The organism is Novosphingobium sp. PY1, from assembly GCF_017312445.1.
GTDB lineage: Bacteria > Pseudomonadota > Alphaproteobacteria > Sphingomonadales > Sphingomonadaceae > Novosphingobium.
On sequence record NZ_BLTI01000001.1, the window covers coordinates 456,372 to 468,669 of the forward strand.

Annotated in this window: 13 protein-coding genes; 6 read left to right on the top strand and 7 right to left on the bottom strand. The window is 61.8% G+C overall.

Going from position 1 to position 12,298, the window contains the following annotated elements:
• The first annotated feature begins 108 nt into the window (after window positions 1-108).
• The 5 genes from J3474_RS02130 to J3474_RS02150 all read left to right on the top strand — a co-directional run bounded on the left by J3474_RS02130 (window position 109) and on the right by J3474_RS02150 (window position 5,566).
• Window positions 109-876 (top strand): glutathione S-transferase family protein, encoded by a 768-nt coding sequence (locus tag J3474_RS02130; protein ID WP_013832467.1) that lies wholly within the window; start codon window positions 109-111, stop codon window positions 874-876.
• A complete protein-coding gene (locus tag J3474_RS02135; RefSeq protein ID WP_207092932.1) occupies window positions 876-1,658 on the top strand; it encodes a glutathione S-transferase family protein in 783 nt (260 codons plus the stop codon). The genes J3474_RS02130 and J3474_RS02135 overlap by 1 nt, the downstream gene beginning before the upstream one ends.
• A gap of 74 nt (window positions 1,659-1,732) precedes the next feature.
• Entirely contained in the window at window positions 1,733-3,880 is a 2,148-nt protein-coding gene (locus J3474_RS02140; protein ID WP_207092933.1) for a PQQ-dependent dehydrogenase, methanol/ethanol family, read from the top strand.
• Window positions 3,877-4,749, top strand: coding sequence for an amidohydrolase family protein (locus J3474_RS02145; protein ID WP_207092934.1), 873 nt, complete (start codon window positions 3,877-3,879; stop codon window positions 4,747-4,749). Before J3474_RS02140 ends, J3474_RS02145 begins: the two co-directional genes overlap by 4 nt.
• Window positions 4,750-4,774: 25 nt before the next feature.
• Window positions 4,775-5,566, top strand: a complete 792-nt coding sequence (locus J3474_RS02150; RefSeq protein WP_207092935.1) for an SDR family NAD(P)-dependent oxidoreductase — start codon at window positions 4,775-4,777, stop codon at window positions 5,564-5,566.
• Here the strand turns inward: J3474_RS02150 and J3474_RS02155 are convergent.
• From J3474_RS02155 to J3474_RS02165, 3 genes are read right to left on the bottom strand one after another with little or no spacing between them, the layout of a single operon-like run.
• Window positions 5,547-5,984 carry a VOC family protein gene (locus J3474_RS02155; RefSeq protein ID WP_242528147.1) on the bottom strand — a complete coding sequence of 146 codons (438 nt, stop codon included), beginning with the start codon at window positions 5,982-5,984 and terminating at the stop codon, window positions 5,547-5,549. The genes J3474_RS02150 and J3474_RS02155 overlap by 20 nt on opposite strands.
• Window positions 5,981-6,874, bottom strand: a complete 894-nt coding sequence (locus J3474_RS02160) for an SDR family NAD(P)-dependent oxidoreductase (protein WP_207092936.1) — start codon at window positions 6,872-6,874, stop codon at window positions 5,981-5,983. The genes J3474_RS02155 and J3474_RS02160 overlap by 4 nt, the downstream gene beginning before the upstream one ends.
• A gap of 29 nt (window positions 6,875-6,903) precedes the next feature.
• On the bottom strand, window positions 6,904-7,839 hold the full coding sequence (locus J3474_RS02165; RefSeq protein WP_308632742.1) for a 3-keto-5-aminohexanoate cleavage protein: 936 nt from the start codon (window positions 7,837-7,839) through the stop codon (window positions 6,904-6,906).
• An 85-nt stretch (window positions 7,840-7,924) separates the two neighbouring features.
• On the opposite strand from J3474_RS02165, the gene J3474_RS02170 reads away from it, so the two are divergent.
• A complete protein-coding gene (locus tag J3474_RS02170; RefSeq protein ID WP_013832475.1) occupies window positions 7,925-8,764 on the top strand; it encodes a helix-turn-helix transcriptional regulator in 840 nt (279 codons plus the stop codon).
• Here J3474_RS02170 and J3474_RS02175 read toward each other — a convergent pair.
• The 4 genes from J3474_RS02175 to J3474_RS02190 all read right to left on the bottom strand — a co-directional run bounded on the left by J3474_RS02175 (window position 8,736) and on the right by J3474_RS02190 (window position 12,268).
• Window positions 8,736-10,121, bottom strand: a complete 1,386-nt coding sequence (locus J3474_RS02175; RefSeq protein ID WP_207092937.1) for an MFS transporter — start codon at window positions 10,119-10,121, stop codon at window positions 8,736-8,738. The two genes, J3474_RS02170 and J3474_RS02175, sit on opposite strands and share 29 nt — an antisense overlap.
• Before the next feature lie 104 nt (window positions 10,122-10,225).
• Window positions 10,226-11,101: a CmcJ/NvfI family oxidoreductase gene (locus J3474_RS02180; RefSeq protein WP_207092938.1), complete on the bottom strand. Its 876-nt coding sequence runs from the start codon at window positions 11,099-11,101 to the stop codon at window positions 10,226-10,228.
• Between the two features lie 54 nt (window positions 11,102-11,155).
• A complete protein-coding gene (locus J3474_RS02185) occupies window positions 11,156-11,584 on the bottom strand; it encodes a thioesterase family protein (RefSeq protein WP_207092939.1) in 429 nt (142 codons plus the stop codon).
• Between the two features lie 3 nt (window positions 11,585-11,587).
• Window positions 11,588-12,268, bottom strand: coding sequence for a glutathione S-transferase family protein (locus J3474_RS02190; protein ID WP_207092940.1), 681 nt, complete (start codon window positions 12,266-12,268; stop codon window positions 11,588-11,590).
• Window positions 12,269-12,298 lie beyond the last annotated feature (30 nt).

Here is a 12,298-nt window from a genome sequence, read left to right on the forward strand (position 1 = left end):
GGTTGCAGCTGGCTTCCCCCGCCTGCTGCAACCGCATAATGCTAGTGGGATCAAGGCGATCTGGCCCGATTCAGGGACGGGCATGAATACGAACGGGAGACAAGCGCCATGGCGCAAGTGACACTGTACCACTGGGAGCCGAATGCCAATTCAGGCAAGCCGATGTTGACCCTGATGGAGAAGGGTGTCGAATTCGATAGTCACTACATCGATATGCTGGAGTTCGATCAGCATCGTCCTGAATACCTGGCAATCAATCCGCAGGGCACGATACCGGCCATGACGCATGGTTCCCGGGTCCTGGTCGAGAGCACGGCGATCATGGAATATGTGAACGAGGAGTTCTCCGGGCCGGACCTCATGCCGAAGGATGCGCTGGATCGCTGGCGGGTCCGCTGGTGGATGAAATTCATGGATCAGTGGCTGGCGCCGAGTTTTTCGATGATTGGCTGGAGCGTCTTTGTCGGCCCGATGGTTCGCCAGCGGGATCCGGCCGAACTCGAAGCGGCGATTGAGCGCATTCCCTTGCCCGAGCGGCGCGTGTCCTGGCGCAAGGCAATCCACGGCACGTTTTCCGAAGCGGAGATCGGCGAAAGCCAACGGCGCGTGGCCCTGGGTATCGGCATGTTGGAACAAGAACTGGGCAAGCGCGAGTGGCTTGCCAGCGACGCCTATAGCCTCGCAGATATCAACGGCTTCAATCTTGCCTACGCCATCCCGCTCTCACAACCGTCACTTTGCAACGATGAGAGGACGCCCAATCTCCTGCGCTGGCTGCGGGCGGTCTATGCCCGGCCGGCCGTGAAGAAATGCTGGGCCTTGGGCCGGACCGACATGGTGAAGCGTGTCGCCATTCTCGACGGGGAGCAGATCTGATGGCGATGATTCTCTACCATGGAGCGCCCAATGGCCCGTCGCTGATCGTGCTGGCGGCCCTTGCCGAAACCGGCGTGGCCGTTGAACGGCGCCGGATTGATTTGCTTGCCGGTGACCGGCACGTCCTGCCCGGCATCGGTGAACCGGTGGCCCTGAACATGGGCATCGAAGGGGAAGGCCCTGTGCTGGTGGTCGATGGCGAGGCGATGACCGATGCCGTCTTCCTGGCGCAGTATTTCGACGAGCTTTCGGAGAAGGCCCCGCTCCAGCCAAGCGATCCCTATGCACACTGGGAGATGATGATGTGGTGCCGCCAGATCACCGAGCGCCTGTCTCCGGCTGCGGCCCTGCTGGGCAATGTCGAATTCTCGCAGGAAACTCTCGGGGCGATGTCGGATGAACAGTTCGAGGAACTGACGGATCGAATCGTTAGTGCAGACCTGCGTTCGCGCTGGGAGATCCTGCGCGACGGCGCGGTGGATCTTGCGCAGATTACAGACAGTCGGACCAAGGTCCTGCAGGCCGTCGAGCGCTGTGAGCAGCAGCTCGGTGACGGGCGCGAATGGCTCATGGGCGAACTGACAATCGCTGATCTCACCACTTTCGCCTGGCTTGCGGGAATGGAGCAGGTCCTTCCCGAGTCTTTCCGGGACAAGCCGCTGACGACGGCCTGGCTACAGCGCGTTCGCTCTCGTCCCGCTGTGGCCTCTGCCCTCGCCGATGGCGGGGCTCGAGCCGCGACGTTCTGGGCTCCCGGTCCGGAGATCAACCGCTGGGGATGACCGTGCGTCGCCCCGAATAAATCCATAAAATCATGATCCGGGACAGCAGTTGGCCGGAATGCGGGAAGAGTGAAATGGTTGCGAAGGGTTTCTCGTTGCTGGCGGTTGTCGTGTCGGGGACATGTCTGGCCCTGTCAGGCTGCGGAATGGGTCTCGCCAATGGCTCGGAGGATCTTGCCCGCGACGGCGTCAACGGGAAACTCATCGCTGAGGGAGCGAATGATGCCTGGCCTTCTTATGGGCGTACCTACGACGAACAGCGCTATTCGCCGCTGACCGACATCAACAGGCAGAACGTCAAGGATCTCGGTCTTGCCTGGTTTGCGGATCTTGATACCTCCAGAGGCCAGGAAGCGACGCCGCTGGTGATCGATGGCGTCATCTACATTTCCACGGCCTGGTCCAAGGTCAAAGCCTATGATGCGGTGACGGGCAAGGAACTGTGGGCCTTCGATCCGGAGGTTCCCGGCAAGGCGGGCGTCAATGGCTGCTGCGACGTGGTCAATCGCGGACTGGCGGCCTGGGGCGACAAGCTGTTCCTGGGAACCTTCGACGGGCGCCTCATCGCTCTCGATCGCAAGAGTGGAAAGACGCTATGGAGTCAGATTACCGTCGACCAGAGCCAGCCCTATACGATCACCGGTGCCCCGCGCGTCATCGGCGGGAAAGTGATCATCGGCAATGGCGGGGCAGAGATGGGCGTGCGCGGGTACGTCACGGCCTATGACGCTCAGACCGGCAAACAGGCCTGGCGCTTCTATACGGTGCCCGACCAGCCCGGAAAGAATAGCGAGAAATATCTGAAGGACGCCGAGAAGACCTGGAACGGGAAGTGGTGGGCCGAAGGCGGTGGCGGCACGGTCTGGGATTCGATGGCCTACGATCCCGAACTCGATCTGCTCTATATTGGCGTCGGCAATGGCAGCCCGTGGAATCACGGCATCCGGTCGGAGGGCAAGGGCGACAATCTCTATCTTTCATCGATCGTCGCGGTCCGCCCGGAAACCGGGGAATATGTCTGGCATTTCCAGGAAACGCCGGGCGAAACCTGGGACTTCACGGCGACGCAGCACATCATGCTTGCCGACCTCGAGATCGACGGAAAAATTCGCAAGGTGCTGATGCAGGCGCCCAAGAATGGCTTTTTCTACGTGATCGACCGCGAGACGGGTGAGTTCATATCGGGCAAGAACTTCGTGCCGGTCAATTGGGCCAGCGGCCTCGATCCGAAGAGCGGCCGGCCGATCGAGAACCCCGAGGCGCGGTATTACAAGACCGGTCGCCCATGGATCGGATCGCCGGGTGCAGGCGGGGCACACTCGTGGCATCCGATGGCGTGGGACCCGAAGGAGAAGCTGGTATTCATTCCGGCCCAGATCGCAGCCTTCCCCTATTTTGCGGACAAGGACTGGAAGCCGGCGAAGAAGGGATTCAATACCGGCGTCGACATGTCCGCCGGGGCCATGCCGGCCGATCGTAAGGTCCGCGCCGGAGCCGAACAGGCGACGCAGGGCGTCCTGATCGCCTGGGACCCGGTGGCACAGAAGGAGCGCTGGCGGGTCACATTCCCCAGCGCCAATAACGGTGGCCTCCTGGCGACCGGCGGTGGACTTGTGTTTCAGGGCAACATGAAAAGCGAAATGGCGGCCTACGCCACCGATACGGGGGCCAAGCTGTGGTCCTATCCGGTCCAGACGGGCGTGGTAGCCCCGCCGGTGACCTACAAGATCGGCGATACGCAGTATCTGGCCGTGGTCGCGGGGTGGGGCGGCATCTGGGCCCTCGCACCGGGGCTGCTGTCGCAGGACGGTGGGCCGGTGCACAATGTCAGCCGGCTTCTCGTCTTCAAGCTCGGCGGGAAGGCCAAGCTTCCTGCAAGCCCGCCGGTCAATCAGATGCCGATCGATCCGCCGCCCTTCATCGGCACGATGCAGCAGGTGAAGAGGGGCGCTTATCGCTATGGTCGCTTCTGCGGAACCTGCCACGGTGATGCGGCCATTGGCGGCGGCCTGCTGCCCGATCTGTGTCGCTCTGCGATCGTTGCAGACAAGGCGGCTTTCCAGACCGTGGTCCATGACGGTGCCCTTGAAGCCAACGGCATGGTCAGTTTCGCCAATGTGCTGAACCCCGATGAAATCGAGGCAGTCCGCCAATACGTCATCCATCGTGCGAACGAGGATCGCGATCTCGATACTGGGGCCCCCAAGGCTGCAAGCCGATGACCATCGACGCAAAGGCGATCCGTGCGATCGACGTTCATGTCCACGCCGAAGTGTCCTGTCATGATCCCGAGGATCCGGTCATGGCCCAGTTCTTCGATGCTGCCTCGGCCTATTTCAAGGCGCCGCGCGAACGTCCCAAGATGCCCGAGATCGCAGAGATCTACAGGCGCCAGAATATCGCCTTCTGCCTGTTTACGGTCGATGCGGAGAGTGGCCTGGGAGCGCGCCGGGTCTCCAATTACGAAGTTGCGGATTTTGCCGCGCAACATGCGGACATCTGCCTGCCGTTCGCTTCGATCGATCCGCGCAAGGGCAAGCTCGGAGCTCGCGAAGCGCGCGATCTTGTCGAGAACCACGGCGTGCGGGGATTCAAGTTCCATCACATCGTGCAGGACTGTCACCCGGCCGATCGCGTCGGCTATCCGATATACGAGATCATCGCCGAATTCGGATTGCCGGCCATATTCCACACCGGGCATTCCGGCATGGGCACGGGGATGCGCGGCGGCGGAGGGCTACGCCTGAAATACGGCCGCCCCATGCTGGTGGACGATGTCGCGGCGGACTTTCCCGACATGAAGATCATCCTGGCCCACCCCAGCTGGCCTTGGGTGGATGAGAGCCTGTCGATGGCCTTGCACAAGGAGAACGTCTTCATCGACCTCTCGGGCTGGAGCCCCCGGTACTTTCCGCCCCAGATCGTACGCTACGCCAACGGGCAACTTTCGGGCAAAATGATGTTCGGTTCGGATTTCCCCTTGATCCGGCCTGACAAGTGGATCGAGGCGGCTCGCGATATCGGTTTCAAGGAAAGCGTCATGGCCGGGATCATGAAGGACAATGCGGTCAGAGTGCTCGGCCTTGACTGACCGCGCTTCAGCATCGTCTCGCTGGATGCCGTTTTCGGACCGTCACGTTGTCATTACCGGCGCGTCGAGCGGCATCGGAAGAGCGACGGCTCAGTGCATTTCCGCGCAAGCAGGGCGTGTGACCTTGCTGGCGCGCCGTGCCGAGCGTCTCGAAGCGCTGGCCGCTTCGTTGGGAGAGCGGGCCGAGTGGCAGGTAGTCGATGTGTCTGACAACGATGCACTGCTTGCCGCGATCGACCACGCCGTCGCACTTAACGGTCCAATCGATGGCCTTTTCCTCAACGCCGGAACCGGGGGGACCTTCGCCCCGGTGGAGAGTTACCCGGACAGTGATTTCATGCATGTCATGCAGGTCAATCTCCTGTCTGCGTTTCGCGCTATCGCTCATGTGCTGCCGATGATGAAGGAACGGGGGAATGGCGCTATACTCGTCACTGGAAGTCTGGCGAGTGAGCGCGGCATGGCGAACAACGCGGCCTACGTTGCATCGAAGCACGGACTTCTCGGGCTTGCGCGCGCCGTGGCTTTGGAGGCGGCTCCCTTCGGCGTGAGATGCAATTGCATCGTTCCCGGCTTTATCGAGACCGAGATGTTCGACGCCTTGCCGGATGAGGCCATGTCGCAGCTGGCGTCCCGCATCCCGCAAGGCCGCACCGGCCGCGCCGAGGAACTGGCCGGTGTCGCTGCATTCCTGCTCTCCGATGCCGCATCGCACGTGACGGGACAGAGCCTTGCGGTAGATGGCGGCGTGCTCGGGACCCTGTCTGTCCAGGCGAACGCGCCTTCGCTTGCCCGCCTTACTCGTCGAAGAAGTTGAGTTCGAGCAGGACGCCGTCCGGATCATGGACGAAGATCTGGCGCAGGCCGATGCTTCGGATAACATTGCTTTCGTAGCGGAGTCCGCGGTCTTCCAGGCGATCCCGGATCTCATCGAAACCTTCGCAGCGAAGAGCAATGTGGTGGAGCGCCCCGGTCGGTCCCGGTGTCATGTCCCGGTCCATGGCGCGCGGCACGTCTTGTGCATTCAGGTGAAGGATGGGGCGCTCATCGCTGTTGTAGATCCAGCGCGCCATCTCCCGGGTGAGCGGGGCCGGCGGAGCGCAGCTTTCCAGCGAAAGGACATCGCGGTAGAATGCCTCGCTTCGGTCGAGGTCGGAGACGATCACGTTGAAGTGATCGAGAGCGACGACGCGGGCGCGAATCCGCGTCTCGAAAGCCATGAAGGGGCTGTTCATGCCGCTTCCTCCTGCTTCCGTTCGCCACCGGGCACGCCCCGGGCAACGCGGCGATCAAAGTCCGGATCGTCTTCGGGCCGCGCAAGTGCGCTCATGACCCTGGCGTGGATATCCTCCAGAGTGCCGCGGAATTCGGCGTAGGGGAGGATGTACAGCTGGTCTTCCTGCACGCCCTTGAGCACGTGCTGGGCCAGTGTTTCGGGCTCCATTCCGATTTCGATTACCTTTTTGAGGTGCTCGAACATGGCCGGGTCGGCCTGATAGTAGCCGGTCTCGGCAAGATGCTTCGGCCGCGTCAGCAAGGCTTCATGGATATTGGTATTCACGGCCCCGGGACAGAGCAGTGATACGCCGATCCCGGTGCCGTCCAGATCGAGAGCCAGGGTCTCGGTCAGGCCGCGAACGGCCATCTTGGTGGTGCAGTAGATGCCGGTTCCCTTCAGCGCGACGAAAGCCGACATCGATGCGGTGTTGACGATGTGTCCGCCGTTGCCCCGCTCCACCATGCGCGGGACGAACGTGCGTATGCCGTTGATGACACCGCGAAGATTGACGTCGAGCTGCCAGTCCCAGTCATCGTACGTGGCATCCTGGATAGCGCCGAAATGAGATACGCCAGCGGTGTTGAAGAGCAGTTCGACCGGTCCCAGCTCTGCCTCCACGTCGTCCGCGACGCGCCGGTAGGCCTCGCGGTCGGTGATGTCGAGAAGGACCGGCATTACCGTGGCGTCGGTATTGGCGAAGTGGGCCATCGCCTCGTCGAGATGGTCCTGCCTGATGTCGGCAATGGCGATCCTGCAACCGGCCTTCGCGAAGACCTTGGCCTGGCCCAATGCCACGCCCGATCCGCCGCCTGTTATGAAGGCTGTGCGGCCTGCGACTTGTGTCATCTTCACTCTCCCTTGAGCATCGTGTTTTTTCAGGCGTAGGCATGGTTCTCCAGCCCGAGCATGTCGCGCGTTTCTGCGGCGCTTGAGACATCTGCCCCCAGGCGTTCGATCAGTTCGACCGCCCAGCGCACGTGAGCGGCGTTGTCGGGCGCCATAAGTCCCTTGCGCAGGTAGATCGTGTCTTCGAAGCCAACGCGGACATGGCCGCCCAGGAGCACTGACTGCGCGGCCATGGGGTAGGAGTGACGGCTGATGCCGAAGCCGGTGAAATGTGCGCCTTTCGGGATCTGGTTGGATGCGTAGAGCATCGCTTCCGGTGTCGCCGGCAATCCGTACTTGGTGCCGAGGACGAAGGAGAACGGCGCGTTGCTGGGTATCGCCCCTTTCGCCATGAGGTCATCGGCGAATACGAAGTCGCCTGCCTCGAAGCATTCGATCTCGGGCATGACCCCGGCATCCTGGATCATGTGGCCCATGCGGGTGATCATCGGATCGAGATTGATCGCGACACCGCCCCAGAGTTGCATGGTGCAGATGTCGAGCGTGCACATGTCCGGCTTGAGATCGAGAATGTGTTCCAGCCTGCGCTCCGCCGTGAACATGAGCGTGCCTTCGCCGCATACGGCCGGATCTTCTTCGCTCTGCATCCAGTTGCAGCCCGGTCCGGTCGTGACGTTGAGAATGACCTCGCGGTTCTTTTCGCGGATCAGGCCCACGACTTCGCGATAATCGTCGAGCGCCTGCGATGGTTCGCCGGTTTCGCGGTCGCGGACATGGACGTGGATAATCGATGCACCCGCTTCGGCAGCTGCCAGGGCCTCATTGGCGACATGATCGGGCCGAAACGGAAAGTTAGGATGCTCCGGCATCGGTGAACTTCCTGTAACTGCGCATGTAATATAGACTTTTCGCGCCAATCTCGCTCTCCTCGGTTCTTCTGATTTGCTGATTCGAGGGATTCGCAAATTCGGAAAGGTCGGAACAGACCAGCGCCTATCCTATCAGGTAAGGTAACTGGTTCAGGATGGCACTGGAGGAGGAAGCAGAACGATGTCGCATCGCGAAGAGCTGTCGCGATTCCTGAAGTCCGCGCGCGGTCGGCTGAAGCCCGGCGATGTCGGACTCCCGCCGGGCGAGCGACGCCGTGCCAAGGGATTGCGGCGCGAGGAAGTCGCAGCGCTCGCCGGCATGAGCGTGACCTGGTACACCTGGTTCGAACAGGGCCGCGAAGTGCAGTTATCTGCGCCGATGATCGAACGGCTGGGCCGTACGCTGCACCTGACCGATACCGAGCGCGAATACCTCTTCGCGTTGGCACAACATCGCCCGCCGCCACTCGTTTCACGCTTCGATGAGACGATACGTCCTGGCACGCAGCATCTGCTCGACCATCTCGCTATTCCGGCGCTCGTGATCGTCGAGGACTGGACGGTCGTGGGATGGAACTCCTTCGTTTCCGTCGCCTTTCGTGACTACAGCGTTTTGCCGCGCAACGAACGCAACCTGTTCAAGATCCTGATGCTCAATGAGCGCTATCAGGCCGATCCCGATTTTTTCCGTGAAATGGGACAGCGCCTCACAGCCCGTTTCAAGTGGGATTATAGCCAGACCGCGCAGCCCGAAGTCTTCGACGAGATCATTGCCGAGATGACCGAGCGATCCGCGCTGTTCAGGGAGAGTTGGGAGCGTAGCGAGATCCGGGCTCACTTTGAGGGGATCAATTCCAGCTTCTTCCCGGAAATCGGAGAAATCTGGTTTCGGCATACGTCCTATGCGATCGAGGAAGCCCCGAGCCAGCGCCTGATCCTGTTCGCGCCGAACGAGGAACGCGATGCCGTTCTGCTCGAACGTCTGCGCAAGCTCAAGCCGGAACTGGATGTTCGAGCGTAGTGCGATCGATGATCTTCGCCCCGGCGCCGGCGGGAAGCCGGGCGAAGAGGGGAACCGCGCCAAACCCCAGTAGCGCAAGTGAGACCAGGGCCAGCCGGTAGGGCGAAGCTTCGTCTTGAATTTCGGTTGCGAAAGGCAGGTTGAGGAACAGTGCACCCAGCGAAATGCCGACTGCGGCCGACAGGGCGTTGCCGATGCTGTTGAGGACGATGGCCCCGGGCAGTTCTTCTTGCGCGACGTCTGCGAAGGCAATGGACACCATCCCCGTGAACGGAACCGAGCGAGCCAGGCCTGCCGTGAACATCGTCAGCGCCATCAGCCAGAATGGCGTTTTCGCATCGAGAAGCGCAAGGGCGGCCATCGTGCCCATCATCAGGCCCGTCCCCCAGGCGAGGGAGGCTCGAAAACCGGTCAGGCGAATGACGCGCCCGACTATCGGTTTGAGCACGAGGTCGCCCAGGTTGTTGGCGAGAAGCAACAGGCCAGCTGCGCCGGGTGAGAGGTTGAAGGCAAGCTGGAAGCACAGCGGGAGGACGAGTGCCTGCGCCATGAAGGGAATGCGCATGAGCATGCCCGCCCCGAACGCGATCGATCGAAACGTGCGATGTCGCAAGGCGTCGAGAGCAACCAGGCTGTCGGGATGCCGTCGAAGATGGCGATAGGAGAGCAGCCCGATTGCCGCTCCGCCGACCAGCATGAGCGTTGGAAAGGAAGGGCTGTCCGGATGCGCGCCAAGCCTGTCGAATCCATAGATGAGCATGGTCAGGGCGCTGGCGATCAGGACGAAGCCAAGCGGATCGAAGCGGGTCGGTTGCGGCGAAATGGATGGGATCAGCCGTAGCACGAGGACCGAACCGACGAGGGCAAGCGGCAGGTTGATCAGGAAGATGGACTGCCAACCGAAGGCCTCAGTCAGGAAGCCGCCAAGGGGAGGGCCGATGACCGGCGCGACGAGGGCGGGGGTCGTACTGATCGCCAGCATTTCGACCAGCCGGTGCGTTGGCGTCATGCGCAGCAGGATGAGGTTGCCCACTGGCGCCATGAGACTTGAGCAAAACGCCTGCAAGCCTCGCGCCGTTACGAAAAGGGCGAGGGTCGTGGCGAGAGAGCAAAGCAGCGATGCGACGCCGAAGCCGAGAACGGCGACCGCAAGCACCCGTCGCGGCCCCAGCTTCTGCGCGAGCCAGCTGCTTAACGGCAGGCATGCCGTCGAGACCAGGAGGTAGGCGGTAATCCCGATTCCCAGCTCGCTGGGAGAGATCCTGAAGTCGCGCGCCATATCCGGCAGGGCCGTTGCGATGATCGTGGCTTCGAGGATCGAGAGGAACATGATGAACGCGACCATGATCGCGATCATGCGAGGATCGGGTGGACGCTCTCCATCCCTCGGCACAACGGGCCTATGATCCTGCGTCCGCGAACCGCGTCTGTCGGTGGGGCCGAAATGGAGCGCGCCTTCGTTCATTGCGACCTTTCGAAGTAGGCGATGGCCCGGAACTCATAGCTTTCACGAATTGCCGCGTCCGGGCGGCTGGTGTCGTGGAATGCCGTATGCGGTGCGCGCCACGCCCGGTTGTGGTCGCTGTCGTGGAACTTGATGAATATGACCTCGTCTCGGGTCATGTCGGGGAAATACCACCAGCGATGCTCGGCACTGAACTTGAAGATGGTGGCTGCGACCATGTCTTCCTCACCGGGGATCGGCGCGTAGAGCGCGTCGCCTTCAGGGATCTCGTCCACGTCGATCTTCACGTTGGCGACGCTGTCCTCTTCGCCGACCGAGGGGCCTTCGCACAAGGCGAGCGGCCAGTCCTGCGGTGCCGGTGAAAACGTGCGCCACAGACTGAAAGTAATGAAGCGCTCGAAGTCCGGGCCATCGGGACGCGCTGCCGCGTAAAGGCGCCGTGCGATCTTGTGCGCGGTACTTGAATTGAAATCGACGTGTGCCTCGGCCGCTGGAGGCTGATAGGCTTCGCCAGCAATGAGCGGAGAGCGCAACTGGCCTCCCATCGGAATAATGAAGTTGGCCCCGGTCAGGGCCATCGCAACTTTGGCGACCTCGTCCGGATAGATCTCCAGCTGAGCCGGATCAGTGAAGTCGGTGACGGCACTGGGGTACCGTGCAAGGCAGAAACCGTGCTTGTCCAACGTAAAGGGCTGCCTGGCCAACCGCGCATTGCAGATCGTCACGGGGTAGGGCTGGTAGATGCCCGTGTTGAATTCCTTGCCCGGAGCCCAGAAACGGCGATTGATGCGCGAAGTCGGGACGAGGTATTCGATCGTCGTCCGGATCGCTTCTGCGGGGCGGCTGCGATCCTTCGTCTCCTCCATGGCCATGGCCCTCTTCCCGAACTTCTCTTCTGTTCTATTCCGAAGCTCTGAGGACTTCGGTCATTGCGATCCGGCGAAACGGGCCCTCACGTCTTGCGGTACAGGGGCAGAGCGCAGGCCAGAGGGTGAGCCAGGCGACGCGACCGTCCAGACGCGTTTCTCGGTGCCTTCCACGCAGAGTCGATCCCCCAGCAGGATACGATGCGCGATCGTGAAGCTGCTGTTTCCGAAGATCGGCGCATCTGCCTCGATCCTCACTACATCGCCATAGCTGGCCGGGGAGGTGAACCGCGCCGAAAGGTCGACAAGTGGGAAGCCGACCACCCCCATCTGGTCAAGCATGTCGCGCTTGCGGGGCAGGCCGGCCGCCTCGAAAAGCAGGATCGTGCTCTCGGCGAACATGTCGATGAAGCGCGGGGCGAAGACGATCCCGGCAGGGTCGCACTGGCCCCATTCGATGCGATGCTCGCGTATCAGGAATGACTGCATCTTTCAGGCCAGGATGTTCTTGCCCTGTCGGGTCGTCTGAGCCGCCATTTCCGATGCCGCGGGTGGTTCGGGAATGAGGAGTCCGCGTTGCACGGCCGGGCGGGCAGCGACCGTGTCGAACCATCGCTGGAGATGCGACAGGCCATCCATGTCGATGCAGGCCCAGTCGCGGCCACGGACCCAGGGGAAGCAGGCGATGTCCGCGATCGAATAGTCGCCGGCAAGATATTCCCGATCGGCGAGTCGGCGGTCCATCACCTCGAACAGGCGCCGGCTCTCGCGCGTATAGCGGTCGATCACGGAAGGCAGCTTTTCGTCGAAGTAGCGATTGAAGACGGTCGCCTGTCCCATCATCGGCCCCAGCCCCGACATCTGCCACATGACCCACTGGATCGCTTCGCTGCGTCCTATGACAAATTTGGGCAGGAAGCGGTCGAACTTCTCAGCAAGGTAGATGAGGATCGCACCGGATTCGAAGACGGCGAAGGAACCGCCCTCAGTTTCGACATCGTGATCGATCAGCGTTGGAATACGGCCATTGGGATTGAGCCGGAGATACCATTCTTCCTTCTGCTCCCGATCAGTGAGCGAAATCGGACGCACCTTGTAGGCCACGCCGAGCTCCTCGAGCATGATCGTGGTCTTCCATCCGTTCGGCGTTTCCGATGTGAGCAATTCGAGCAAGCGTCTCTCCCCGCATTTCGCGCGATTCGC

Coding starts and splice junctions, on each gene's coding strand:
- J3474_RS02130 (WP_013832467.1), top strand. CDS start 109: ATGGCGCAAGTGACACTGTACCACTGGGAGCCGAATGCCAATTCAGGC.
- J3474_RS02135 (WP_207092932.1), top strand. CDS start 876: ATGGCGATGATTCTCTACCATGGAGCGCCCAATGGCCCGTCGCTGATC.
- J3474_RS02140 (WP_207092933.1), top strand. CDS start 1,733: ATGGTTGCGAAGGGTTTCTCGTTGCTGGCGGTTGTCGTGTCGGGGACA.
- J3474_RS02145 (WP_207092934.1), top strand. CDS start 3,877: ATGACCATCGACGCAAAGGCGATCCGTGCGATCGACGTTCATGTCCAC.
- J3474_RS02150 (WP_207092935.1), top strand. CDS start 4,775: ATGCCGTTTTCGGACCGTCACGTTGTCATTACCGGCGCGTCGAGCGGC.
- J3474_RS02155 (WP_242528147.1), bottom strand. CDS start 5,984: ATGAACAGCCCCTTCATGGCTTTCGAGACGCGGATTCGCGCCCGCGTC.
- J3474_RS02160 (WP_207092936.1), bottom strand. CDS start 6,874: ATGACACAAGTCGCAGGCCGCACAGCCTTCATAACAGGCGGCGGATCG.
- J3474_RS02170 (WP_013832475.1), top strand. CDS start 7,925: ATGTCGCATCGCGAAGAGCTGTCGCGATTCCTGAAGTCCGCGCGCGGT.
- J3474_RS02175 (WP_207092937.1), bottom strand. CDS start 10,121: ATGATCGCGATCATGGTCGCGTTCATCATGTTCCTCTCGATCCTCGAA.
- J3474_RS02180 (WP_207092938.1), bottom strand. CDS start 11,101: ATGGCCATGGAGGAGACGAAGGATCGCAGCCGCCCCGCAGAAGCGATC.
- J3474_RS02185 (WP_207092939.1), bottom strand. CDS start 11,584: ATGCAGTCATTCCTGATACGCGAGCATCGCATCGAATGGGGCCAGTGC.